18 protein-coding genes are annotated in these 25320 nt (G+C 66.0%); 6 read left to right on the forward strand and 12 right to left on the reverse strand.

The features are described from left to right. Positions 1–77 precede the first annotated feature (77 nt). The 8 genes from MUH00_RS19515 to MUH00_RS19550 form a co-directional block, all read right to left on the reverse strand. On the reverse strand, positions 78–2471 hold the full coding sequence (locus tag MUH00_RS19515; protein WP_247004434.1) for an alpha-L-arabinofuranosidase: 2394 nt from the start codon (positions 2469–2471) through the stop codon (positions 78–80). 115 nt (positions 2472–2586) lie between these two features. Further along, positions 2587–5322 carry a sugar-binding domain-containing protein gene (locus MUH00_RS19520; protein ID WP_247004436.1) on the reverse strand — a complete coding sequence of 912 codons (2736 nt, stop codon included), beginning with the start codon at positions 5320–5322 and terminating at the stop codon, positions 2587–2589. Between the two features lie 67 nt (positions 5323–5389). Next, on the reverse strand, positions 5390–6604 hold the full coding sequence (locus MUH00_RS19525; protein WP_247004438.1) for an ABC transporter ATP-binding protein: 1215 nt from the start codon (positions 6602–6604) through the stop codon (positions 5390–5392). Between the two features lie 151 nt (positions 6605–6755). Continuing rightward, on the reverse strand, positions 6756–7415 hold the full coding sequence (locus tag MUH00_RS19530) for a hypothetical protein (protein WP_247004440.1): 660 nt from the start codon (positions 7413–7415) through the stop codon (positions 6756–6758). Next, the gene (locus MUH00_RS19535; RefSeq protein ID WP_247004443.1) at positions 7412–8278 is read right to left on the reverse strand and encodes a carbohydrate ABC transporter permease; all 867 of its coding nucleotides are present in this window, start codon (positions 8276–8278) and stop codon (positions 7412–7414) included. Before MUH00_RS19535 ends, MUH00_RS19530 begins: the two co-directional genes overlap by 4 nt. Then, positions 8275–9192: a carbohydrate ABC transporter permease gene (locus MUH00_RS19540; protein WP_247004445.1), complete on the reverse strand. Its 918-nt coding sequence runs from the start codon at positions 9190–9192 to the stop codon at positions 8275–8277. The genes MUH00_RS19535 and MUH00_RS19540 overlap by 4 nt, the downstream gene beginning before the upstream one ends. 2 nt (positions 9193–9194) lie before the next feature. After that, on the reverse strand, positions 9195–10523 hold the full coding sequence (locus MUH00_RS19545) for an extracellular solute-binding protein (protein WP_247004447.1): 1329 nt from the start codon (positions 10521–10523) through the stop codon (positions 9195–9197). Positions 10524–10732: 209 nt separating this feature from the next. After that, entirely contained in the window at positions 10733–11506 is a 774-nt protein-coding gene (locus tag MUH00_RS19550; protein WP_247004449.1) for an SDR family NAD(P)-dependent oxidoreductase, read from the reverse strand. A 166-nt stretch (positions 11507–11672) separates the two neighbouring features. On the opposite strand from MUH00_RS19550, the gene MUH00_RS19555 reads away from it, so the two are divergent. The 5 genes from MUH00_RS19555 (at position 11673) to MUH00_RS19575 (ending at position 17169) form a co-directional block, all read left to right on the forward strand. Then, positions 11673–13172, forward strand: coding sequence for an alpha-N-arabinofuranosidase (locus MUH00_RS19555; protein WP_247004451.1), 1500 nt, complete (start codon positions 11673–11675; stop codon positions 13170–13172). Positions 13173–13416: 244 nt separating this feature from the next. After that, on the forward strand, positions 13417–14529 hold the full coding sequence (locus MUH00_RS19560) for a Gfo/Idh/MocA family protein (protein ID WP_247004453.1): 1113 nt from the start codon (positions 13417–13419) through the stop codon (positions 14527–14529). Then, positions 14530–15282 carry a hydroxypyruvate isomerase family protein gene (locus MUH00_RS19565; RefSeq protein ID WP_247004455.1) on the forward strand — a complete coding sequence of 251 codons (753 nt, stop codon included), beginning with the start codon at positions 14530–14532 and terminating at the stop codon, positions 15280–15282. It begins immediately after the preceding gene. Positions 15283–15479: 197 nt separating this feature from the next. Then, positions 15480–16907 (forward strand): family 4 glycosyl hydrolase, encoded by a 1428-nt coding sequence (locus MUH00_RS19570; protein ID WP_247004457.1) that lies wholly within the window; start codon positions 15480–15482, stop codon positions 16905–16907. 127 nt (positions 16908–17034) lie between these two features. Beyond that, complete coding sequence (locus MUH00_RS19575) at positions 17035–17169, forward strand: RICIN domain-containing protein (RefSeq protein WP_247004459.1); 135 nt, start codon at positions 17035–17037, stop codon at positions 17167–17169. Positions 17170–17274: 105 nt separating this feature from the next. Here the strand turns inward: MUH00_RS19575 and MUH00_RS19580 are convergent, their stop codons facing one another. From MUH00_RS19580 to MUH00_RS19595, 4 genes are all read right to left on the reverse strand, one after another. After that, positions 17275–17949, reverse strand: coding sequence for a carbohydrate-binding family 9-like protein (locus tag MUH00_RS19580; RefSeq protein ID WP_247004461.1), 675 nt, complete (start codon positions 17947–17949; stop codon positions 17275–17277). 72 nt (positions 17950–18021) lie between these two features. Further along, positions 18022–20769, reverse strand: coding sequence for a family 78 glycoside hydrolase catalytic domain (locus tag MUH00_RS19585; RefSeq protein WP_247004463.1), 2748 nt, complete (start codon positions 20767–20769; stop codon positions 18022–18024). A gap of 68 nt (positions 20770–20837) precedes the next feature. Beyond that, the gene (locus tag MUH00_RS19590; protein WP_247004465.1) at positions 20838–22028 is read right to left on the reverse strand and encodes an oligogalacturonate lyase family protein; all 1191 of its coding nucleotides are present in this window, start codon (positions 22026–22028) and stop codon (positions 20838–20840) included. A 67-nt stretch (positions 22029–22095) separates the two neighbouring features. Then, the gene (locus tag MUH00_RS19595; protein WP_247004466.1) at positions 22096–23952 is read right to left on the reverse strand and encodes a DUF2264 domain-containing protein; all 1857 of its coding nucleotides are present in this window, start codon (positions 23950–23952) and stop codon (positions 22096–22098) included. 159 nt (positions 23953–24111) lie between these two features. On the opposite strand from MUH00_RS19595, the gene MUH00_RS19600 reads away from it, so the two are divergent. Next, positions 24112–25320, forward strand: coding sequence for a glycoside hydrolase family 88 protein (locus MUH00_RS19600; protein ID WP_247004468.1), 1209 nt, complete (start codon positions 24112–24114; stop codon positions 25318–25320).

A 25320-nucleotide genomic window follows, 5' to 3' on the forward strand; every position in this document is an offset into this window, starting at 1 on the left:
CGAAACGGGATATCGACTTCGGTTCTTGCGGTTCGCGGGCGCTTTCACCGCGGTATCGCCACCGGTCGATCGGCCGATCAACCGACCAGAACGCGAGCGACCGACGACGACTCGAGCGTCAGCGTCAGCGCTTCGTCCTCGAGCGTCACCTCGCGTTCGTCGATCTCGTAGACCTCGAGGCCGGTCCACTCGTACCACGATTCGGGGTAGTCGCCGAGGCCCTCCTGTAAGTCGTGCGGATCGTCCGTCGGGCGCTGGACGATCACGGTCGCGTCCGCGCCGTCAAACGCTTCGGGTACCTCGAGCGTCACGTCGGCCGCGCTCCGTAGGTTCCGGTTCGTGAGGAACGTACAGAGTTCGTCGTCCATCGATGTCGTCATCGACGTTGCGTCGACGTACGGCACGTCGTCCATCGCTCGGATTCGGGCGCCGGTTTCGGGAATGTCTCGCGTTTCTCCGTCGACGGACGCGTCGATCACGTTCCACGTCCGGTCGCCGTCGAAAACGTTCGCGTACAGGGAGAGCGTGTAGCCGACCGGTAGCAGCGGGTTGGGGTTCGCCGGATGCTCGACGTGCTCGGGCGGGAACATGCGTACGGGAAGGTGCGTGTGGCTGGCTCGCCGCAACTGCTCGCTCCGCCTAATGAAGGCGTTGTACATCCCCGCGACGTAGGAGGCGCCGGCCATCGTCGGCATGCCGGGCCACGGATCGCCCTCGGCGACCGTCGGGTACAGGCCCCACTCGCCGACGATGAACTCGAGGTCCTCGAGGCCGTACGAGGCCGCCGTCTCGGCGGTCTCGGCGAGAAGCTGGCCGAACTGCGTCGGGAACGCGATCAGGACTTCGTTGTAGTCGAGCGCGTCGGCGTCGTTCGCGTCCTTCCACTCCTCGACGCTGCCGGGATCCTCCGCCCGAATGCCCCAGTTGTAGCGGTGCATGCCGATTCCGTCCATCTCGTCGCCGACGGTCTCGAACAGCGTTTCGTTCCAATCGTTGGGATCGGGGACGAGGTTCTCGTCGTCGTACTTGGGATCCATTCCGTCGGGGATGACCGTGATCGAGTCGTCGACGGCGGTCATCGCCTCGATGAATTCGAGGGCGCGCTCGGCGAACTGCTGGGGGTCGTCGGTGCCGCCGGCCTGCCAGCCGCCCCAGACCTCGTTTCCGATCTCCCAGACCTCGACGTCGAAGGGGTCTTCGTAGCCGTGGTCGGCCCGAAGCGCGCCGTACTCGGTGTCCGTCGAGCCGTTACAGTACTCGACCCAGTTGGCGGCGTCCTCGGGCGTGATCGGTTCCGGCGGTTGGAACTCCCTGTCGGTGTCCTCGACCGTGACGCCGACGGTGATCGTCGGTTCGACGTCGGTACGGTCGCAAAACTCGACGTACTCCGCGGTTCCCATGAGGTTCGGATCGAGGCCGTTCCACACGACGTTCGGCCTGATCGGCCGTTTCTCGACCGGACCGATCCCGTCTTCCCACTTGTACGTGCTCGTGACGTTTCCGCCGGGCCACTTCAGCAGCGAGACGTTGCGATCCGCCATGAGATCGATCGTCGTCGGATTGAACTTCCCCGCGACCGCGTCGTCGGGAAGCAGGGAGATCCAGTCGAGATCAACGTATCCGGTCCCCTCGGCGACGATCTCGAGAACGTACTCGCCGTACGGGGAGGCGAAATCGTCCAGCGCGCCGCCCTCGAGTTCGTTCCCGCTTCGCTCCGCGAGCGTCAGTTCGATCCCCTCGTAGCGTCGCCACTCGTCGGTGAGGCCCTCGACGTCCGCGCCGGCGAGGACGTCGCCGTCGGGTGCCGCGAGGCGAACCTCGAGTGCGTCGATCCCGTCGCCGCGAGCCGACAGCGCGAACTCGTAGGTGAGCGTTCGCCAGTCGGGCAGCGGAATCCGCTGTCGAACGCCGCCCGCGGCGTCCTCGAGGACGACTCGCTGGTGGGCGTTGCGCAATTCCCGGTCGACCGCCGGCCAGCCGCCGTCGGACTCCCACGTGCCGAGCCCGCGCACGCCGCCCTCGGCGGGGCGCTCGAACTCGGCGTCGTCGCCCACCGGCTCCCAGGGGAACGGGATCCCGTCGTACTCGCCGACCTCGTCGAAGCCGTAGACGTGCGAGACGTGATCCGGTTGGACCTGTCCCCAGGCGACGAACGAGGTGTTCGTGACGTGCTCCGCGTAGATCCCGGGATAGATCTCGTGTGCACCGTAGTGTTCGGCGAAGCGACCGAACAGCGTTTCCGGAACCTCGCGGTCGCTTCGCTCGTCCGGATCCACCGTCACCGTCGTCTCGAACGGCCCGTCCGGATCACCGTTCTCGTCGCCCGTCCCGTCGGTTCGCTCCTCGCCGCCATCGGAGACGAGCTCGGCACACCCGGCTATCAGCCCCGTCGCCGTTGCGGCCTGGACGCCGAGATACCGTCTTCGAAGCATCGAGCTATGCGACTCGGATTCGTTGCTATCCCTTCGCATACGCTCATCAACATTCTCCAGTGACATATTAGTTTCCAACGATTATACGAAAGGGCGTATCCGTGGGTTGTGAATCGGCGATCGAGTCGACGAGAACAGGGGTAGGACCGGTCGGCTACCGCCCGGCGGACGACTCGAGTCGACCGGCGAGCAGTTCGTCGAGGAGCGCGGTCGCGGTCGGATGATCGCCGTAGGCGTCGGCGACGCGGAACGTACACACCCGAACGGTGCCCTCGCCGTAGTCGCGGGTCGCGATCGCCGCCGACGGATTCGCCAGCCACCCCTCGACGTAGCCGACGCCAACGTCGTCGTCCTCGGTCACGGCCGCGACCGCGTACGGATACAGCCCGTCCAGTTCCCAGCCGGGAACCGGCCCGAGCAGTCGCTCGAGTCGGTCGTCAACGGTGTACAGCAGCGACGCGACGAGGTTCCAGCTCTCGTCTTCGGGCAGGTCGCCGTATTCGAAGACCGACGAGTCGGTCACGGAATCGTCCCGACCCGCCACCAACAGGACGTCGCCGCCGCTGCGGGCGTACTCGAGGACCGCGTCCGTAGTCTCCCCGACGACGGCGACGGCGACGGAGTCGTCGAGGCGATCCGTGACTGTCGCGCCGCGTCGATCGAGTTCGTTCCGGAGCGACTCGTTTTCGACGTAGACTGAGCCGCCGACCGATTCGGGGAACTCGGAACGGGAAACGACCGTCACCGGCTCGTCGGTTCGCGCGTCGCCGAACTCGACGGTAACCGTCACCGTCTCGATCGTGCCGTCAACGGCCGGCGCATCGACGGTAACGAGGTCCTCGGCGCGAACCGCCGACGCGGCGTTGACGGCGACCGTTCGTCGTCCCGATTCGCCGGCGGCGGTCCACGATAGCTCCGCCTCGAGCCGGTCGGTCGTGTCGTTGACGACGACCGCGTCCGCCGCGATCGGTTCGTCCTCCCGGACGGTTCGGGACTCGAACTCGAGTTGCACCGCGACCGGCGCGTTGACGCGGGCGAACTCCTCGGCGAACGCCTTCGACTCGCGCCGGTAGTCGAGGATCCCGTTGAACTCCCACTCGATGTCGGAGAATTCCGTGATGACGTAGCCGGCGATGCCCTCGTGGGCGCGCATCTGTTCGATGACGTCCGCGTTCGACCGCAACTGTCGGCGCTGCCAGGCCTCCATCAGTTCCCGGAAGTCGTTGAACGCCTCGCTGAGCGCGGTCTCGTCGAAGCGGTCGCGGTAGCCGTCGGGCCGTTTCAACCCCTCCTCGAGGAACTCGTAGTCGAACCACGGCGGCCGTTCGCCGTAGTACTCCTCGATCGCGGACGCATCGCACAGCCCCCACGTCCCGAACTCGGAGATGATGGCCGGCGCGTCGCGGGGATCGGTCTCGGCGGCCGCGTAGTTGTCCGCCGGGTCCTCGACGATCCGGTCGAGGTCGTCCGCCCACGCGTCGGCGCGGTCGGGACTGACGAAGTAGCGGTGGTAATCGTTGAGGTCGGTGGCGACGTGGGCCCACCCGGAGTTGTCGCAGACGAGCCGCGTCGGATCGGCCGCTTTCGTCTCCTCGTACAGCGCGGCGAGGTACTCCTGTTTCTCCTCGTCCACCCACAGGGAAGTTTCGACGTCGAGGCCCTGCGGATTGCCGATCCCCCACTCCTCGTTGTAGATGCTCCAGACGACGACGCTCGGTCGGTTGTAATCGCGCTCGATCAGTCCCTCGAGTTGCTCGCGCACCTCGCGTTTCGACCGCTCGGAGTGGACCGTCGGGTTCGCCGGCTCCTCCCAGACGAGGAGGCCGAGTCGGTCCGCCTGCTCGAGGAAGTCCGGATGGGCCGGTTTGATGTGCTTTCGAAGCAGGTTGAAGCCGAGTTCCTTGGCCGTTCGGACCTCGTCTTCGAAGCAGTCGTCGCCGAACGGACGGTACAGCGTCTTCGGGTAATAGCCCTGCTCGAGCGCGCCGCGAATGGGGTACGGCTCGCCGTTCAGGTACACCCGTCCGTCGCGGGCCTCGACGCTGCGCATCCCGAAGTACTCCTCGTACCGATCGCGGACCGTTCCGTCGCGCTCGAGTTCGACGCGGACGTCGTAGAGCGCGGGCGTCTCGGGCGTCCAGTAATCGGGGTCGTCGAGCGAGACCGCAATCGAAGCCGATCCGTCGGCGTCGAGGGTCGTCGCGGCGGTGGCGGCTTCGGCGCCCGACTCCTCGCGGGCGACCGTTACCGTCGCAGTGACGTCGTCGACTGGAAGATCCGCGCCCGCGGCTTCCCCTACGGTCGTATCGATCTCGAGGTTGACGCTATCGTCCTCGAGATCCGGCGTCGCGCGGACCGTTTCGACGCGGCTGGCGGGGACGAATTCGAGGGTAACGTCCTGCCAGATCCCGCTGACGCGCTGGTACCACGGCTCGCCCTGCTTCCCGTGAGGGATCTCGCTGATGTCCGCCGGGTCGGTCGCTTCGACGACGATCTCGTTTTCGCCGTCGACCAGCGCGTCGGTCGCGTCGACCGCGAAGGGGAGGTATCCGCCGCGGTTCGAACCGACCTCGGTGCCGTTGACCCAGACGGTCGCCTCGTAATCGACGGCGCCGAAACGCACCAGCGCCCGGGCCATTCGATCCGTTTCGTCGATCGTCCCCTTGAGGTCGACCGTCCGTCGATACCACGCGGTTCCGGTGTACTCGCGGTAGGCCTCACGCTCCTGCCAGGCGTGTGGGACTTCGACCGGCTCCGCTCGATCGGGCCACGACTCGCCGCCGTCGTACCAGTTGCCGTCCCGACCGCTCTCGTCCGGATCCGTGACGAACTGCCACGATCCGTTCAGTTCGATGCGCCGCCGATAGCCGTCAGCTTGAGTGGTCGTCATTGAGATGTAGGTTCATATCCGTCTCGGTATCAGTGGTAATCGCTAACCGAAAGCGCGGGCGGCCGCCTCAGGCGGCCTCTTCGGGTTCGGTCTCAGTCGCGGAAGCGGTGCGTCTCGTTCGCATGTCTGCGAGCAGGTTCTCGCCGGTCCGGCCGTCGAAAAGGTGAATGTCCGTGGGATCGAACGCGAGTTCGACCCGGTCGCCGACGTCGGGTTTCACGTCTCCCGGCACGCGAACGCGACACTCGGCGCCCTCGATGTCCAGGTAGACGAAGTTGTCGCTGCCCGCGACCTCGACGACTTCCACGGTCGCCGTGATCGCGTTGGCTCCGCCCACGCCGTATTCGATGTCTTCGGGACGGATCCCCAGCTCGAGGTCGTCGCCGGTCGTCGCGTCGCGGACCTCGTCGACGATCGACGCGGGGAGGTCGTACTCGAATCCCTCGGCGACGAGCGTCGAGTCGGTTAGCGCGACGTCGAAGAAGTTCATCGCCGGGCTACCGATGAAGTCGGCGACGAATCGGTTGGCGGGGTTGTTGTACACCTCCTCCGGCGTCGCGAATTGCTGGAGTTCGCCGCCCTTGAGGACGATGATCCGGTCGCTCATCGTCAGCGCTTCGTGCTGGTCGTGCGTGACGTAGATCGTCGTCGTTCCCAGCTCCTCCTGCAGGCGCTGGAGTTCGGTCCGCATGTGGACCTTGAGCTTCGCGTCCAGGTTCGACAGCGGCTCGTCCATCAGGAAGATTTTCGGGTCGCGGACGATGGCGCGGCCGGTCGCGACGCGCTGTTGCTGGCCGCCCGAAAGTTCGCTCGGTTTGCTATTGAGCTGGTCGCCGATTCCCATCATCTCGGCGGTCTCCTCGACGCGGCGGTCGATCTCGTCGTCGGATAGATCCGTCGTCAGCTTCAGCCCGTACGACATGTTCTTCCGGACGGTCATGTGCGGGTACAGCGCGTAGTTCTGGAATACCATCGCGATGCCGCGGTTCTGCGGTTCGACGCCCTTGATGCTCTCGTCGCGGATCTTGATGTCGCCAGCGGTGATCTCCTCGAGGCCGGCGATCATCCGCAGCAGGGTCGATTTACCCGATCCCGAGGGGCCGACGATGGTGATGAACTCGCCGTCCTCGATGTGGGCGTTGAACTCCTCGATGGCGACGAAGTCGTCGAGGTAGACCTTTCGCACGTCGTCGAACGTGACCGATGCCGAGTCCGAGTCCGCTGCCGATGCTGATTCCGTTGTCGATACCGTGTCGACGGTGTTGTCGTGAGTCTCGCTCATTGTCGTAGCTCCGTGTGTTTCGCGTCGTTGGTGATCGCGTCGATCGTAGGCGGTAGCGCCGGCGTTTGTGCCGGTGCTACCGCTGGTTCGCCCGCCGACGGGAACGAAGACGGGGAATTCGTACGCGTTCGCGGTCGAGCGGCGGCGCCGATCACGGATCGGACACCTCCGCGGCGATCCGATCCGTCTCGGAGAGGCTCGTCACGAAGTCGACGTGGAGCGCGAACGCAACGCCCGCGAACAGCAGCGCCACGGCGACGGTCAGCACCGAGGTGACGGCGAAGAGCACGACCGTCACGACGCCGAGCGCCACCGCGCCGACGGCGTGGCGTGCGGTCCAACGGTAGCCGTCCGCGAACGCCGCGAACGCGGACTTTCCCTCCGCCAATCCCAGCAAGGTCGGGATGGAGACCAGCCCCGCGTAGAGGCCTGCGTACGTACAGCCGAGTGCGAGCAGCCCCGCTGGGACCGTCCCGCTCGCGAGGTACGCGAGCGCGTAGTTCACCGCGACCGTGACGAGCACGAGCGGAACCAGCGCCAGCAGCGTCGCGTGGACGAACTGCTCACGGACGGTTTCGAGCACCGCCGCTCGATCGATGCCGTCGCCGTCCTCGCGAAGCGAGAGGACGGCGCGGTAGGCGCCGACCGTCGCCGGCCCGAGCGTCACGAGCGGCACGGCGGCGAGGAACCAGGCGACGCTGATCCCGATCACCGACACGAGGTTCGCCCAGACGAACCGCGCGGTTCGCTCGAGCGAGGCGTACATCGGGTCGAGGTCGGACGAGTGCGTTCGCGTCATGGTCGTGTTCATTTGGTCGTCCCCTGCATTTCGACGGCCCTGACGAGGTGTTTCTGCATCACCAAGAAGACCAGCAAGAGCGGGACGGAGGCGACGACCGCCGAGGTCATGATGACGCCGGGTTCGGTCACGCCGAGGTTGTCCTGCAGGGTCACCAGGCCGATCGGGAGCGTGTACATCGCGTCGTTCTGGAAGATCAACAGCGGCCAGACGAAGGCGTTCCACGTCCAGATGAAGATGAACAGCCCGAGCGCCGCCAGCGCCGACCGCATGAGCGGCAACACGATGTGGGTGAAGATCCGGAGTCTCGAGAACCCGTCGAGGCGGGCCGCCTCCTCCAGCTCTTCGGGGATGTCCTTGAAGAACTGGACGAGCATGAACACGCCGAGCGGGTTGGCGGCGCTCGGGAGGACGACGCCCCAGACGGAGTTGACGAGGCCGAGTTCGCTCACGATGATGTAGACCGGCACGAGGTTGACGATGCCGGGCACCATGAAACTCGCCACGATGACCGCGAAGATGGCGCGGCGGCCGGGCCAGTCGAGCCGGGTCAGCGAGTACGCGATCATCGCGTCGATCAGAACCACGACGACGGTCGTTACCCCGGCCAGAATGAGCGTATTGACGGTCCACTGGACGATCAGCGAGTTCGTAAGCAGATAGTCGTACCAGTACAGGGTCATCTCCCACGGGATCAGGTACGGCACCTCGGAGTAGACCAGATCGCGAGTCATGAACGACGTCGCGAACATGTACCAGTACGGGATAAGAAAGAGGAACGCCATCCCGTACAGACCGGCGTAGAGGGCGATCGTCCGAAGCCGATCGTTCGTCAGCGAGAGGTCGTCGAAGAGCCCGCGCGATTCGACGCTCATCGGTTATCACCTCCGAGGAAGTAGTAGCTGGTCGCTGACACGGCGATCAGAATCATGAACAGGACGTAGCCGACCGCGGCGGCGTACCCGAACTGTCGGCCGGTAAACGCCGTATCGTAGAGGTAGAGGACGATCGTCGTCGTCGAGAACGACGGACCGCCGTTGGTCATGATGAACGGCTGTCCGAACACCTGGAACGAGCCGACGAACGTCACGATGACGACGAAGATCAACGGATTCTGCATCTGCGGAATCGTGATGTCGCGCATCATCCGCCACGTGCTCGCGCCGTCCAGTTTCGCCGCCTCGTAGAGACGATCCGAAACGTTCTGGCGCGCGGCCAGCAGGATGATGAAGTTAAACGCCAGCTGCCACCAGATCGTCGCGATAGCGATGGCGGGCATCGCGAGACTGTGGGAAGTCAACCAGTTGCCGCCGCCGACGTAGTACGGGACGAGTCCCGAGGCGCTGAAGATCTCCGTCCAGAGGAGACCGACGACCGCGACGGTCAGCACGTACGGGCTGAAGAAAATCGTCCGTAACAGCCACTGTCCCTTCACGTCGCGGTTGACGCCGAGCGCCAGGAACAGCGAGCCGACGACGATCGGCGGCACCGTCAGGACGACGAAGTAGACGGTGTTTCGCAACGCGTTCCAGAAGTCCGGATCCGAAAGCAGGACCTGGTAGTTCTCGAAGCCGATGAACTGCGACTGGGCGGGATCGAGCGCGTTCCAGTCGTGTAAGCTCATGTACAGCGCCAGCAGCAGCGGTCCGAAGAGGAAGGTCCCGGCGATCAGGAGATAGGGGAGCGCGAAGGTACCCCCTGCAATCAGCTCGCGGACCCACGACTGCGAGAGGTCGACGAGTCCCGATTCGTCCGCGTTCGCGTCGGTTTGTTGGGTTGCTTGTGCCATGATTATCTCCTGTTAAACGTTTGTCTGACGCCCTCGGTCGCGGTTTCGATCACTTCCTCCGGCGCCATGTTTCCGGCGCGCATGTCGTCGAGCGGCTGGTAGATCTGCTCCGTGTACTCTTCGACGTTCGGCGTCGCGGGCGGGCGGATGAACTGATCGTTCTCCACCATGTTGAAGAACGTCTCGAGGGTCTGGCTCCAGGTGTCCGACTCCCGAAGGCCGTCGCTCTCGATCGCCGCCTCGCTGGCAGGGAGGTGACCGGCCTCGGATCCCCACCGGGCGTTGAACTCCTGTGAAAGCAAGCGGACGGTCTCGATTGCGTCCTCGAGTCGCGCCTGGTCTCGTTCGTCGCTCTGGGGAATAATCAGCATGTGACTGTCCCCGACCGTCACCGGATCGTCCGCATCCGGCATGATGAACGGCTCGGTCATCCCGAAGTCGAAGCCCGCTTCGCGGACGACGCTGATGTGCCAGGTGCCCTCGATCTTCATCCCGACCTCGCCGCGATTCCACGCGTCCCAGCCGGTTCCGGGGTCGACGGGCGCCCACTCGTGTTCGTGGACCCAGTCGTGCATCTCCTGGACGACCGCGTGGCCGTCGTCGGTGTCGAAGGCGGGTTCGTAGTCCTCGGTCAGGATTTGGCCGCCTCGGCCGTGAAGTAACATTCGCATGACTTCGGCGTGGAACTGGCCGTCGAAGTAGTCGAAGGCGTAGTGGTCCGTGTTCTCGAGGATCGCGTTGGCAGCCTCGTAAAACCGGTCCGGCGTGTTCGGCGGCTTCTCCGGATCGAGACCAGCCTCCTCGAAGATTTCCTTGTTGTAGTAGAGCCCAAACGGGTGCGTGTCGAGCGGGACCGCGAGCTGTTCGCCGTCGACGACGCCGCCTTGAGCCACCTCCTCCAGGTACGGATCGGTTCCGATCTCGTCGGTGACGGAGACGATGCTGTCCTCGTAGTCCCGCATCATGCGCGAGTGCATCACCGCGACGTCCGGCGGATTGCCGCCGACCATCGACGTGTAGAGACGACCGTAGTGTTCGTCCCACGGGACCCGCTGGCGGTTGATTCGTAACCCGTCGTACTCGTCGCTCTCGTTTATTTCGTCGACCATCGCTTCCATGACGGTTCCGTCGCCGCCGCCGAAGAGCGTCCAGTACTCGACGCCGTCGCGCGAACTACCGATGTAACCCGTATAACCCGTACAGCCGGCGATGGCGCTGACTCCGGCGACACCGGTCGCCTGCAGGAATCGTCGACGACTTACTCGCCGCGACTGGCCGCGGTCAGGCGGACGGAGTATGGTTTCACCCCTATTGCTGTTGCCCGTTGGCATACCTCAATATGATTAAACACATCATATGTATTTTCCGGTCAGTAGCACTAGAGTTCACCCCTTCTAAACGGAGAATCGGAACGAAAATCGACAGGTATCTCACGGACGATTGCTGCGGTATTGATTCGCATAGTTCTGGTGCGGAAATCGCAGCGCAACCGGCAATCGAAACCGACGCCTATCGAGCGAGCGAATCGACGCCGAGCCGATCAGAACGCGCTATCTGCGAATCCGCCGTCGACGGTCAGCACCTCGCCAGTGACGAACGAGGCCGCGTCGCTCGCGAGGTAGATCGCCGCGCCGACGACCTCGTCGCGTTCGCCGACGCGTCCGAGCGGTGTCCGCTCGTCGATCCGATCGCGCTTCTTCGTCCCCTCGGCGTAGGTGTCGGCGTTTTGCGGCGTGATGAAAAAGCCCGGCGCGACCGCGTTGACCCGGATCTCGGGCGCGAGTTCCTTCGCGGACGCACGGGTGAAGGCCTCGACGCCGCCTTTCGCCGCGGAGTATGCGGGGAGGTTCGCCATCGAGAGCCGCGCCGCAAGCGAGGAAATGTTCACGATACTTCCGCCCTCGTCCATCGCGGGCGCGAACGTCTGCGTGACGCGTCGCACGCCGTCGAGTTGGATGGCGGTGACGAAATCCCACTCGTCGTCGCTGATCTCGAGGACGGTATCGCGCGAAATCGCTCCTTGCGAGGCGACCACGACGTCGATCCCGCCCAAGGCCTCTTCCGCGGTCTCGCGGACGTTCTCGAGCGACTCCCGGTCGGTCACGTCGCAGGTGACCCGAGCCGTGTTCGCGCCGCGGTCCTCGAGCAGATCGGCCGTCGCGTCGACCTTGTCCTCGGATCGACTCGTCGCGACGACGTCCGCCCCGTCGGCCGCGAATCCCAGCGCGATGGCCTGGCCGAGCCCGCTCGTGCCGCCGATCACGACGGCGCGTTCGTCCGCAACGGTCACTGGCGTGTGCGTATAGTCGTCCATACGTCAGCCGAACCCGTGCGCCGCTATGAACGTTTTCATGACCGACATCGGTGCGGTAGGCGAGACGCGAGGATCGAGCGTCGAACGCGCGCCGAGTCCCGCGGTTCTTTCGAAACGAGCTAACCCGAAGTATTAATATAGATATGTGCAAACATCGAGTTAGTGCATGACTGACGCACGTATAACAGTCCATACTGAGGCGAGTATCGATCGGATCGCGCCCGAAGTCCACGGGCACTTCTCCGAGCACCTCGGTCGGTGTATCTATGGAGGCATCTGGCACGCGGACAGCGCCGACGAGGGCGGATTCCGGGAAGATACCGTCTCGCTGCTGGCCGATCTCGATCTCCCCGTGTTGCGGTGGCCGGGCGGCTGTTTCGCCGACGACTACCACTGGGAGGACGGCATCGGGCCGCAGGCGGACCGACCGCGCCGCCGAAACCTCTTCTGGGCACAGGGTCCCGAGGAGATCCCCGAAGAGTCGAACGCCTTCGGCACCGACGAGTTCCTCGAGTTCTGCGAGCGGATCGGAACCGAGCCCTACCTCGCAGCCAACGTCGGGTCCGGCGACCCCCAGGAGGCGGCGAACTGGGTCGAGTACTGCAACTACGACGGCGACACCGAACTCGCGGACCGACGCCGCGAGAACGGCCGCGAGGAACCCTACGGCGTGAAATACTGGGGACTCGGCAACGAGAACTGGGGCTGTGGCGGCCAGATGACCCCCGAACAGTACGCCGACGAGTACCGCCGGTTCGCGACATACGTCGGCACCATGGACAACCTGATGCTCGATCACGACCTCGAGCTCATCGCCTGCGGGTTCGAGCAACACGAGTGGAACCGCCGCTTCCTGGAGAAGGTCAACGAATCGCCCTGGGGCGTGGATTTCCCGCTCGACCACCTCACGCTGCACCACTACTACGGACGGACGATATCCGTCGCCGAAGCCGACGAGGACCAGTACGATCGGTTCCTCGCGGACGCCCTCGAGATGGAACGCCACATCGAGCGCATGGCCGGGGCGATCAACGCGGTGGCAACGACCCGCGACATCGGCGTGATCATCGACGAGTGGGGCGCCTGGCACACCGAAGCGACGGCCGATAACGGCCTCGAACAGCCGGGGAACGTACTCGACGCGCTCTCGGCGGCGGCCGTCCTCGACATCTTCAACGACTACAGCGACGTCGTGACGATGACGAACATCGCCCAGACGGTCAACGTCCTCCAGTGTCTCGTCGAAACCGACGAGACCGACGCGTGGGCGCGGCCGACCTACCGCGTGTTCGACCTCTACGCACCGCACAAGGGCAACGAAGCCGTTCGAACGACCGTCGAGACGCCGAGTCGCGAACTCGCAGACGACCGAAAACTTCCGCTCGTGGGCGCGTCGGCGTCGGTCGGCGACGACGAGACGTACGTGACGGTCACGAACCTCGACTGCCGCGAGGACCACGCCGTCGAACTCTCCCTCGAGGGGACGCGTCTCGACGAGGGTGACGTCCGCGCCGAGATCCTGTTCGCCGATCAGGACCCCGCACGCGAGGTGACGGCCGACAACGCCGACGAGTTCACCGCCGCGGACCTCGCCGTCTCTACCGACGGCGACTCGATCGAGGCAGAGCTGCCGCCGTCGACGGTCGCCGCGATCTCGATCCGATGACCCCGACCACGGTAGTTCGTCCCTGACCTTGCGGCTCTCGCGTCGCGCGAGACGCCGACGATCGAGGACGCCGATCGCACAGAGGGATCGAGGAGATTGCGAGGAGTTCGACTCCTTCTCGGACTATGTGCTCGGCGACGAGGCCGACGACGGCTGACTTCGGGGGCGCCCCGGATCCGCCTTCGACGGCGAATTCGCCCGCGAAGTAGTAACGATTATGATTGATACGCTAAAACAGGGTGGCATGACATACCGAGTCGCAGTGATAGGCACCGGTTCGGAACCCGAAAATCCCGGCCGAGACGGCTACGCGATGGCGTATCACCACGCGGAAGGATACACCCAGGTCGACGAGTGCGACCTCGTGGCGTGCGCGGACATCGTCTCGGAGAACGCGCGGGCGTTCGCCGGCGAGTACGATATCGACGAGGACGGCGTCTTCGCGGACTACGAGGAGATGCTCGAGGCCGTCGAACCCGACACCGTCTCGCTGTGCGTGCCCCCGAGTATCCACGCGCCGATCGCGATCGACTGCATTCGATCGGGCGTCGTCGAGGCGATCCACTGCGAGAAACCGATGGCCGACACGTACGGCGGCGCGCGAACGATGGCCCTGGAGGCGGCCCGCCACGGCGTGCAGTTGACGTTCAACCACCAGCGACGGTTCAGCGATGCGGTGCGGACGGCGAAGGAACTGCTCGACGCCGGCGAGATCGGCGAACTCGAACGCGTCGAGTTTTCGGCGCCGGTCGGCATCTTCGACTACGGGAGCCACTCCTTCGACCTCTGTAACTACTTCAATGACGAGGTGCCTGCCGACTGGGTGTTCGGCCAGATCGACTACCGCGAGGAAAACGTGCTGTTCGGCTCGCACAACGAGAACCAGGCCGTCGTCCTCTGGGAGTACGAAAACGGCGTCCACGGACTCGGGACGAGCGACAGCGCCGACGATCGCGGGCCGGCGAGCGCGGTCGCGTGTCACAACCGGTTGATCGGTGCCGAAGGCACGATCGAGGTCGGCCCGGTCGGCGACGAGAGCGAGGATCTACCGACGCTGCGGATCCGACGCGCCGGCGACGAGCGGTGGGAGACGGTCGAAACCGAAGACGGCCTCCACAGCTGGGAGTTCGTCGACCGTGCGATCGCCGAAACCGTCCGGTGCCTGCGAGAGGGCGAGGAACCGGAACTCGGCGCGCAAAACGCGCTGAACGCGACCGAACAGATCTTCGGCGCATGGGAGTCCGCGCGCCAGCGCGGTCGGGTCGACCTCCCGCTCGAGATCGACGACAATCCGCTCGAATCGATGATCGAATCCGGCGAACTGTCTCCCGAACCGATGGAGACGGAGGACGCGTAGATGGCCCGGATTTCGATCTGCGTCGAGATGGTCTACGACGACGAGCCGTTCGCCGATCGCATCTCGCGGGCCGCCGAGGCGGGTGCCGACGCCGTCGAGTTCTGGGACTGGCGCGAGAAGGACCTCGAGACGATCGCGGAAACCGCCGATGCGGCCGACATTCCCATCGTCAGCTGCGTCGCGGGCGGAACGCTGACGGATCCCGACGCGGCCGACGACGCCGTCGAGACGATCCGCGAGTCGATCGAGATGGCGTCCGGTCTCGGGATCCCCACGCTCATCGTGACGACCGGACCGGATCAGGACGGCCTCGATCGGACGACCCAACACGACAGCATCGTCGACGTCCTCTCGCGAGTCGCGCCCGACGCCGAAGCGGCGGACGTGACGCTCGTGCTGGAGCCGTTGAACAGGGCCGTCGATCATCCGAACTACTACCTCGAAACGTCCGAAGAAGGGTTCGAAATCGTCGACGAGGTCGGATCGCCGAACGTGAAACTGCTGTACGACGTCTACCACCAGCAGGTGACCGAAGGAAATCTCATTCGGACGATCACCGACAACGTCGATCGCATCGGCCACTTCCACATCGCCGACGTACCCGGCCGCCACGAACCCGGGACGGGCGAACTCGACTACGAAGCGATCATCAGGGCGATCGACGAGACGGCGTACGACGGGTACGTCGGCTGCGAGTTCTCGCCGATCGGTGGCGCCGACGAAGCGGTCGACACCGTGCTAAGTTGGCGCTAACGGGAGGCGATCGATACGCCGCCGATCGCGTACAATGCGTTCTCGCTTTCTTCCGCCGTACGGCGGAAGGCCACACGACGAACGAGGGGCCGTAGACAGTCCCTCGTGCAGCTGCTCCGGGAGGTGACGATAGCGTCCGGGAGAGTCGGACGGTCCATCCGGAACAACTATTTGTATTTGATCTTCGTACTGGCCGTATGCACCGACTCGGCGGAAACTCTCGAGTACAGTCACGACCATCGGTGAAGATCGGCTACGTCGGCGGCGGGAGTCAGGGGTGGGCGCACACGCTCATCAACGACCTCCTGCAGTGTACGGATATCGCCGGGAGCGTCTCGCTCTACGACGTCGACTACGAATCGGCCGCGAAGAACGCGAAGTTAGGCAACCGCCTGGCGGATCGATCCGACGTCTCCGGCGACTGGACGTTCGAGGCGCGCCGCGCTCTCGATGACGCCCTTGCGGACGCGGACTGCGTGATCTGTTCGATTCAGGATCCGCCCGAGGAGACGTTCGTCCACGATATCGACGCCCCGCAGGAGTACGGCATCTACCAGACGGTCGCCGATACGGTCGGCCCCGGCGGGACGATTCGCGCGCTCCGCGCGATCCCGCAGTACCGCGAGATCGCGGCGACGGTTCGCGAACAGTGTCCCGACGCGTGGGTGATCAACTACACGAACCCGATGACGGTCTGTACCCGGACGCTCTACGAGGAGTTCCCCGACATCAACGCCATCGGCCTCTGTCACGAGGTGCTCGAAGTGCAGCGATTCCTCTCGGAGATCGCCGAGACCTACGTCGACGGCGCCGCCGACGTCGATCCGGACGAGATCAACGTGACGGTAAAAGGAGTCAACCACTTCACGTGGATCGACGAGGCGTACTGGCGCGATCACGATATCTTCCAGTATCTCGATCGCGAACTCGAGAAACGACAGCCGCTTCCGGGGTTCGAACCCGGCGACCTGGACGACGACTCCTACTGGACGAACCACCGCCGGGTCGCGTTCGACCTCTACGATCGGTTCGGCCTGTTCGGCGCGGCCGGCGACCGCCACCTCGCGGAGTTCGTCCCCTGGTACCTCGCGCTCGACGAACCGGCGGAGATCCAGCGGTGGGGAATCCGCCTGACGCCGAGTTCCGCCCGCGTCGGCGGCAACGAGGGGCCGGCCAAGATGAACCGCTATCTGGACGGCGACGAGGAGTTCGAGTTCACCGAGTCCAATGAAGAGGCCGTCGACATCGTCCGCGCGCTCGTCGGTCTCGAGCCGGTCAAGACCCACGTCAACTATCCGAATCGCGGACAGACGCCCGACCTGCCGACGGGAGCCGTCGTCGAGACGAACGCCGTTATCACCGGCGGTGGGGTCGATCCGATCGTCGCCGGCGAACTCCCCCGCGAGATCAGATCGATGGTAATGACGGCCGTGAACAATCAGGAGACGCTCGTCGAGGCCGGCTTCGAGGGCGACCTCGATCTCGCCTTTCAGGCGTTTCTCAATGATCCGCTCGTCACGGTTCGACGCGACGAAGCGCAGGAACTGTTCGCCGAACTCGTCGAACTCGAGCACGACTACTTCGAGGCCTACGACCTCGACGACGCGGCCGTTCTCCAGGACTGACGTCGTCGCGCCCGGAGACCCGCGTTCGCGACCGTATCGCGGTACTCGGTGATCGCCGCCGGATCAATTCGATCAGACTCATAGTGGAAATTTAACCTCTCACTCGCCGTTACTTCCTATCGCCACCATGGCACGAGACATCGTAAGAGCGGAGAACGTCCCATCGACGACGGCCGAGGCGTCGACCGACGACGGCGCGAACGTCGTTCAGTGGTCGGACAACGGCGGGGACCACCAGCGCTGGACGTTCGAGTCGATCTGAGAGCGACGTCCGCCGCTCGCGCCGCACGACGGGACGGCGGGCCCGGACACCGATGCGCCGTTCGATTCCGACGGCCGAGTTCGACGCTGACGAATCGTCAGCGGCTCACGCGAACCGAAGTCGACCGAAGTACTCCGGCGAGTGGAAGACGGGTTCGGGCTTCTCGATGGGGTTCCAGGTCGCCTTCTGGGAGTCGGAGGCGACGCCGCTGCGGTAGAAGTTGCCCCGCCACTCCGTCCCCGCGGTCGGCGCGATCTCTCGGCCGGTTAGTTCCGAGAGGACGTCGAAGGGGATCGCGGCAGCGAGCCACCAGCCGTCGACGTCGAAATCGCCGTCGGCCGTCGAGCCGGGAACCGAGGTCCGGACCGAAATCCGATCGGCGAGTTCGGGCGAGATCAGGTCGCGATCGAGCCCTCGCTCCTGCCAGCCGGCCTCCTGCCAGGCCAGTTTGAACTGGCCACAGCAGTTCGGCTCGAAGTTGACGTACAGCGAGTCCTCTGCGGGTGTCGGATCGGCGAAGAACTCGACGGAACTATCCTCGAAGGTCGGGCCGTTGAGTTCGGTCACCGACGCGGTGATGTCGTCGTCCTCGACGAAGAACTGCAGGTAGATCGCCTCGTCGTCGTAGCAGGCGCGGCCGATCGTCAGCGGCTTCGGACCGCTTTCGTGCCACGAGAACTCGTCGATGCGAAACTCCGGCGTCGCCTCCCACGGCGTTCCGTCGACGGCGTCGCCGAGCGGAACGTCGCCTCGTACGCGGGTGATCGTGTACTGTTTCACGCGAGACGGTCGCACCTCGAGTGCCAATAACACACCGATCCCGCCATCCGACGCGCCGCGCCGAGCGCGTCGTTACTCGAGCGCGAACCGGTACATCCCCGATTCGACGTCGATCTCGAGTCGCTCTCCGCGCCGAGCGGCCGAGACGCCGTCGGGGAACGTCCGCGCGTTCTCGCCCGCACGAACCGGTTCGCCGTCGACGGTCGCGACGGCGTCGCGATCGTCCGTCGGGAGCGCGATCGTCGCCGCGGTGTTCCACGGGATGGTCGCCTCGAGCCGAAGTGGTTCGCCGCCGTCGCCCGCCTCGCCGCCCGCGCTGTCGCTCCGCGTCCACGAGACCGCGACGGTGCCCCGTTCGGTCGGCACCCGCCCCGACGCCGACTCGAGTCCCGACTCGGGCGGCCGGATCTCGACGCGCTCGCCTGCGATCCCGGTCTCGTCGAGGCGGACGCCGAGCAGCGCCCGTAAGATGGTCACCAGCACCGTCGCGCCCATGGCGTGGGACTCGCTACGATTGCGCCGGTGGTCGTCCGGCAGCGATCGATCCCGGCAGTGCCAGCTCTCCCAGGTGAAGGTACCGCCTTGCGCGAGGATATTCGCCCAGCCGTCCGCCTCGGGGTCCGTCACCAGATCGACGATCGCCTCGGGACGGTCCGCGACCTCGAGGGCCTCGAGCAGCCACGGAACCATCATCGGCCCCATCGCCATCCCTTGTTCGATCACCCGATCGGCGACCGCGTCGGTTCGCTCCTCGGGAACGAGCCCGAACGCGAGCGGCAGGGCGTTGGCGTGCTGGGACGAAGAATCGCTCGCGTCGGTCGCGTCGCAACCGTCGACGTAGCGGTCGCCCCGCCGCAATTGGTCGTCGATCGCCGCCTCGAGCACGCGCTGACGCTCGCGGTAGCGCGACCGCTCGCGGGCCGGCCGGTCGAGTTCGGCCGCAACGTCGGCCGCTCGGCCGAGCGCGCTCGCACAGAGGACGTTGACCGTGGTTCTGGCGGGCCACTCCCGATCGTAGCCGTAGCGCATCTCGGGCGGCCAGTCGACGATTCCCTCCTCGTAGGGACCACCCTCGCCGCCCGAGAGGGCCGTGACGAGCCCGGTTTCGGCGTCGACGTGGCGCTCGACGTACGCCGCGATCGCCCGCACGACCGGATACGCGCGCTGGAGGATCGCCCGGTCGCCGGCAGTTCGGTAGTACCGCCAGACCCACTCGGGGAAGGAAACCGTGAAATCCGGAATATCGCGCTTGCCGTCGCCGTTCGGGTAGACGGCGTTCAGCCGTCCCTCATCGGCCCAGTACCGGTCCTGTGAGCGGACGAACGCCGCGATCGTCCGCCGGCTCAGCGTCCGTTCCGCGAAAGCATGCGTCGTCGTTTCCGAGATATTGAACGCGTCCAGCAGGAACTGGCCTTTCTCCCGAGTCGGCGTGTCGACGAACTGCTCCTGGCTGCCGTACAGCGCCGAGTGGCGCGCAAGTTCGAAGACCGCGTCGATCGTCTCGTTCGCGGACGCGAACGTTGCCGCTCGCTCGTCGGGAACGTCGTGACGCCGCGCCAGCAGCCGCACCTGCTCGGCGTCGATGGACTCGCCGGGATCGTCGATCTGCAGGTATCGGAATCCGAGGTAGTTGAACGCGCGGAACGTCCCCGAACCGTCGCGCTGGACGTACTCGTATCGCATGTCCGTCCACTGCGTGCCCGCCGTCTCCGCGACCGAGCCGTCGTCTTCGAGTCGATACCCCGCTCTGAATGCGACCCGGTGTCCGTCGGTCCCGTTTTCGAAGCGCACCCGGGGGACGCCGGCGTACACGCGCCCGAAGTCGATAACGTACGCGCCGGATTCGAGCCGCTCGATCGACTCGGATTCGACCGGCGACCGCACGGTGTCGGTGCGTTGTGCGAGGAGTCGCTCCCACGGCTCCGTCGGGTGGGTGCCGACGACGGCTGCGGATGCCCACGCGGACGCGTCGAATCCGGGTTCGGCCCACCCGTCCGGCGCCCGGCGAGCGTCGATGATCTCGACCGGTTCCGCAATTTCGTCGTTTCGAAGCGGCGCGTCCGCCCGCCACTCGGCCTCGCGGACGCGCCACGACCCGTCCGTCGCGATCGTGCGCTCGCGCCCGTCGGCGAAGGTCACGTCGAGCTGGCAAACGAACCCGGGCTCGGCGGCGGGCCGTCCCTGTCCGGCGCCGTTCCAGTTGCACAGCGCGCCGATCGCGTTCTCGCCCGCCGTCAGGTCGGCAGCGAGATCGACCGTCCTGTAGTACTGGTGATCCGGATACGACGGCGCCGGACCCTCGTCGACGACGCGGCCGTTGACCGAGAGTTCGTACCGGTGGCTGGCGGAGACGTACGCCCGGGCCCGTGTTACCGTTCCGTCGAGGGTGAACTCGCGGCGCAGGTAGGTGAATCGGCCGCGCTCGAACGCGCCGTCCGCGGGGCGACGGATCCAGGCCGCCTTCCAGTCGGAGGGCTCGAGCAGCCCGGTCTCCCATCGCGCCGGGTCGCTCCACGGGCCGGGCTCGTCGGACTCGTCCCAGACGCGGACCGCCCAGCGGTAGGTCGTCCCGGACTCGAGCGGCGGCCCGTCGTACGCGACCGCCGGTCGGTCGGACGATCGCTTTCCGGTGTCCCAAACGTCACCCTCACCCGCGGCGAGTCGCTCCGGCGTCGACGCGACGACGACCCTGAACGCCGTCTGGCGAGCGCCGCGGCGGTCGGACTCGACTCTCCAGCGGAAGACCGGATTCGGTTCGTCGATCCCGATCGGGTTCGACGAACGGCTCGTTCGCAAATCTACGGGCTGTCGCGTTTCCATCCTCGATTCCGTGTGACGAGACTGCACAGATCGTGAAAAGGGTGCCGGCACGCTCGCTGCGATGGCAGTTACGCGTTCCGCGGTACCGGTATTCCGTCGAACTCGGGGAGTTCGCCGAGGTCGTCGGGAATCTCGACGAGGTAAACATCGCTGCTGGTCCCGCCGCGAGAGCTATCGAAGACAACGCTGTCCCCGTCGGGACTCAGCCGCGAGTGAGGGTGAACGTCGTCGTCGCCGCTCCAGCCGTGTGCGGCCAGCTTGCGGGGCGTTCGGTACTCGTCGGCCTCGTCGTCCCGCTCCCAGAGCAGATCGAACGGCGCGCCGCGGTACGTGCCGTCCCCGACGACCAGCTCGCGCGAGTTGCTGTGGAAGTGCGTGTAGAGATCCGGCGCCGGCCACTCGTGTCGTTCCGTGCCGTCGTATCGAACGTGGCCGAAGAACGCCTCGGGATCGTCGCGGCTCCCCCGCCATCCGTGGTAGCCGATCGTCTCGCCGTCGGCGAGCCAGTACTCGTGGCCGACGGCCTCCTCCTCATCGGTCGGTCGGACGACCCACGTCTCGTCCGTCTCGAGGTTCACCGCTCTGATCCGATCGACCTCCTCCCACAGCCCCTCTTCGCAGTACGTGATGAGTTCCGGGCGAGTCGGCGACGCGTTGACGTGGTTGAGCCACCGGTGCTCCTCGACGTGGACGGTCGGGTCGCCGCCCTCGAGCGGTACCGAGAGCACCGTCGATCGGGGACCGGCGGTCATCCGGTCGGCGATCCACTGCTCGCGGTCGTCGGGATCTCGCTCGATGTCGAGTTCCTCCGAGATCGCCGTGACGGCCCGCGTTCCGTCGGCCGTCCCCGCGGCGATACTTCCCGCGTAGCCGTCCGGAAGCTCGTACAGCGGCGTCACCGCGAGCGTCTCGAGGTCGAGCGCGACGAGGCGATCGTCGCACCAGAACAGCGCCGTCGGTTCGGTCGCGATGCGGGTAACGCCGCTGATCGCCGCCGGAAGGTCGGTTAACTGCGTTATCTCGCCCGACTCGAGTGCGATCGAGTAGAGCTGGCGCGTGCCGTCGCGGTCCGAGCGGATCAGCAGCCGTCGGCCGTCGTCGTACCATCCCGGCTCGGTGAAGTAGAGGTGGCGGCTGTCGGCGTCCGGATCGTTCGTCACCCGCGTGACGCGCGCGCCCGTCTCCGGATCGTCGTACCGCTCGCGCTCCGCGGGTAGCGTTCGGCCGGCGTTCGGCCCCTGTCGTAACTCGTCTCCCATCTGGCTCGAGAGAGGTAGCCGCACCTCAAAAAGATACCTGCCGTCGAGGGCGGCCGTGATCGGCCGACTACTCCGACCGCCCCTCGGCCGCGCTCCCGATCTCGCCGGCGCGACACTCGAGAAGTCGATCGCCGGCGGCCGTCTCGATCGTCACGCGGTCGCGATCGCCGGTCGCGACGAGTTCCGGGGTCGAGACCGCGTCGGCCGATCCGTCGGGCGCCGCGCGAACCGCCGCGGCCAGCCAGTGGTCGCCGGCGTCGTATCGCTTCCGAAGGGTCGGGACGACGGTGCGCGGGTGCATGAGGTTCGCGTTCGGCTCCTCCGAGACGATCGTCGGTCGCCGATCGGCCCGGAGATCGGCGATCGCGCTCGTCCCGTTCGGATACGTCGCGCGGGCGGTCGCGCCCTCCGTTTCGTGGGTGAACCGCGTCGCGTCGTCGTCGCCGGTTCGATCGAGCGGGAATCCGCCCTCCTCGACGTGAATCGGGCGCGACGTCTCGAGGCGATGGACGCGGACGTGCCACGGGAGCGCCGGCGCGACCCAGGTTTCGACGGTCACGTCGTCCCACGGGGTCCACAGCGATTTGAGGGTCGTCCCGTCGACCTCGGTCGCGGCGACCGACTCGGGGACCGTGTACCGGTCTCCGTCCACACTGAGCGCGAGCGAGCTATCGTGTCCTGCCCGTCCGGGGCCCGCGTTCCGTCCGGCGACGGAGAATCCAAACGTCGCCGAGTACGCGAACTTCGCGTATTTCTCCGGCCCGTACGGACTGTCCCGGGGTAGCGAGAGCGCGAACAGGTGGCCGTCGTCCCGGCAGATGACCTTGCCCGCTTCGGGCTGCGTGGTTGTAGTAAGTCGATCGGGCAGCGGTTCCTCGTCGGCCCGCCAGAACGGGTGCGTCGGCTCGAGCGCGAGCGGAAGGAACGCCTTCAGCGCCCAGTACGGGGAGTTCGGCGAATTGTACGGCTCCGACATCTTCAGCGTCGGATAGCGGTACCCCACCGACAGCAGCCCCCCGTCGGTGAATATCGGCTGGTTCAGCCACCAGCGGATATTGCGCGCCCAGAGTCCCCTAATCACACCCCACGGGAGCGGATGGACGTCGGCGTACGCGAGCGCACCCCAGAACGCGGCCTGGGCGAAGCGGTAGGTGAGGCTTCGGCCGTAGGGGAGCGCCCGGCCGTCGCCGTCGAACCAGTCGACGTAGTCGGTTGCGAATTCGGCGGCTCGCTCCCGAAAGCGGCGCGCCCTGTCCGGATCCTCGTCGGCGCAGACGGACGCGTACGCGAGCCCGTAGTAGTGCATCGCCCATGGCACGTAGTAGTCGATCGCGCTCCCCTCGGGTCCGTCGGCGTACCAGCCGTCGCCGCGGTAGAACGACTCGAGTCGGTCCAGCGACGACTGCGCGAACTCCCAGTCGTGGGTCGCGCCGACCGATCGGAGCCCCGTGTTCACCATCACGCGGAAGAACAGCCAGTTGCAGTCGTGGAGTTCGGCGTCGTTGATCCCATTCAACCACCGGACGAGTTGCTCGCGTTCGGATTCGGAGAGCGGATCCCACATCCGTTCGGGCGTGAGGACGAGTCCGAGGCCGATCGCGGCCATTTCGACATGTTTCTGGGACCCGTCGCCGGCGTCACCCCAGTATTCGTCGTGTGCCGGGTCAGTGCCGTTGACGAGTCCGCGTCGAATCCGCGGCCACCGATCGAACGTCGAGTGGACGCTCAACGGGACGATTCCCCACAGCGGTCTCGCGAATCCCTCCAGATCGGCGTCGACGTCGGGAAACCAGGCGCCGGTGGCCGTCGGCCGCACCCGCGCGCCGCCGGGACTGGCGTGATCGAGCAACGGGTCGACGAGCTGTTCGACGGCGCGTTCGAAATCGGTCCGTGTCCGGAGAGGGTTTTCGGCGACCGGATTCATACCCGACGTATGTTATCACACTCCTAAAACGATTGTCCCGATCGCCGGTCGGTCACGCACGGGGAGCCGCGCGAACGCCCGCGAGGACGGGGACCGTCGGCGAACAGGGGACGGCGGCACGATGGGTTTATCAGTCGAGACGCCCCACTATGGGTCGATATGCCGCGCGAACCCGACGCACTGCTCGAATCGACCGCGGACCGAGGGCTTCCGAATCGCTACGCCGACGAGCCGTCGGTCGATCGAGCGGACGTAGCCGACGCGCTGTCGGTCGCCGTCGATCGGATCGACGCCTCGCTCGACGAGTTCTATGATCGGTTTCCGGAACCATCGAGCGATGATCTGGTCTATCGTCCGACGGACAACGTAGACGGGTGGACCGCGTCTTTCTGGACGGGCCTGTGCTGGCTCGCGTACGAGGTCACCGGCGACCGCCGGTTTCGGGACGGCGCTGAGGCGCAGGTAGCGACGTTCGAGCGGCGGTTGGATGAGGGGGACGTTGACACCCACGATATCGGCTTTCTCTACACGCTGTCCGCGGGCGCCGGATACCGTCTCACCGGGAACGAACGGTACCGCTCGCTGGCGCTTACGGCGGCGGATCGCCTCGCCGATCGGTTCTGGGAGCACCCTGGGCTGATTCAAGCGTGGGGCGAACTCGAACCGGACGGCGACTCCTGGGAGCGCGGTCGCACGATCGTCGACACGATGATGAACCTCCCCCTGTTATTCTGGGCGAGCGACGAGACGGGCGATCCGCGGTACGCCGCGATCGCGGAGACCCACGCCCGGACGACCGCGGAGCACATCGTCCGATCGGACGGATCGACCTACCACTCGTTCCAGTGCGACGTCGAGAGCGGCGCGTCGATCGGCGGCGAAACGGTCCAGGGATACGACGACGAGTCGTGCTGGTCGCGCGGGCAGACCTGGGCGATCTACGGGTACGCGATCGCCGCCGACTACGCCGACGAGGGAGCGTACGCGCAGCTCTCGGCGAAACTCGCCAACTACTACCTCTCGCGCGTCGAGGACGACTGCGTCCCCCTGTGGGACTTCGACGCGCCGGCCGATCGGGACGTTCGCGATACCTCGGCCGCCGCGATCGCGGCCTGCGGCCTCGACGAACTCGCCCGACAACTCCCGCTGGCCGACGAGCGCGTCCGCGGCTATCGTAACGCCTCCCTCGCGACGCTTGGAAGCCTCGCAGAAACGTACTCGACCGAGGGATTGGATTCGAACGGGCTCCTTACGGACGGCGCTTACGACGTTTCGAACGGCGACTACGACGAGTGTTGCATCTGGGGCGATTACTTCTACGTCGAGGGACTCGTTCGCGCCACGACGCACTGGTCGCGGTACTGGTGA

This window comes from Halosolutus gelatinilyticus (assembly GCF_023028105.1).
Taxonomy (GTDB): Archaea; Halobacteriota; Halobacteria; order Halobacteriales; family Natrialbaceae; genus Halosolutus; species Halosolutus gelatinilyticus.

Coding starts and splice junctions, on each gene's coding strand:
- MUH00_RS19550 (WP_247004449.1), bottom strand. CDS start 11,506: ATGGACGACTATACGCACACGCCAGTGACCGTTGCGGACGAACGCGCC.
- MUH00_RS19540 (WP_247004445.1), bottom strand. CDS start 9,192: ATGGCACAAGCAACCCAACAAACCGACGCGAACGCGGACGAATCGGGA.
- MUH00_RS19570 (WP_247004457.1), top strand. CDS start 15,480: ATGCACCGACTCGGCGGAAACTCTCGAGTACAGTCACGACCATCGGTG.
- MUH00_RS19600 (WP_247004468.1), top strand. CDS start 24,112: ATGCCGCGCGAACCCGACGCACTGCTCGAATCGACCGCGGACCGAGGG.
- MUH00_RS19520 (WP_247004436.1), bottom strand. CDS start 5,322: ATGACGACCACTCAAGCTGACGGCTATCGGCGGCGCATCGAACTGAAC.
- MUH00_RS19530 (WP_247004440.1), bottom strand. CDS start 7,415: ATGAACACGACCATGACGCGAACGCACTCGTCCGACCTCGACCCGATG.
- MUH00_RS19560 (WP_247004453.1), top strand. CDS start 13,417: ATGACATACCGAGTCGCAGTGATAGGCACCGGTTCGGAACCCGAAAAT.
- MUH00_RS19525 (WP_247004438.1), bottom strand. CDS start 6,604: ATGAGCGAGACTCACGACAACACCGTCGACACGGTATCGACAACGGAA.
- MUH00_RS19535 (WP_247004443.1), bottom strand. CDS start 8,278: ATGAGCGTCGAATCGCGCGGGCTCTTCGACGACCTCTCGCTGACGAAC.
- MUH00_RS19545 (WP_247004447.1), bottom strand. CDS start 10,523: ATGCCAACGGGCAACAGCAATAGGGGTGAAACCATACTCCGTCCGCCT.
- MUH00_RS19555 (WP_247004451.1), top strand. CDS start 11,673: ATGACTGACGCACGTATAACAGTCCATACTGAGGCGAGTATCGATCGG.
- MUH00_RS19575 (WP_247004459.1), top strand. CDS start 17,035: ATGGCACGAGACATCGTAAGAGCGGAGAACGTCCCATCGACGACGGCC.
- MUH00_RS19590 (WP_247004465.1), bottom strand. CDS start 22,028: ATGGGAGACGAGTTACGACAGGGGCCGAACGCCGGCCGAACGCTACCC.
- MUH00_RS19515 (WP_247004434.1), bottom strand. CDS start 2,471: ATGCGAAGGGATAGCAACGAATCCGAGTCGCATAGCTCGATGCTTCGA.
- MUH00_RS19585 (WP_247004463.1), bottom strand. CDS start 20,769: ATGGAAACGCGACAGCCCGTAGATTTGCGAACGAGCCGTTCGTCGAAC.
- MUH00_RS19595 (WP_247004466.1), bottom strand. CDS start 23,952: ATGAATCCGGTCGCCGAAAACCCTCTCCGGACACGGACCGATTTCGAA.
- MUH00_RS19565 (WP_247004455.1), top strand. CDS start 14,530: ATGGCCCGGATTTCGATCTGCGTCGAGATGGTCTACGACGACGAGCCG.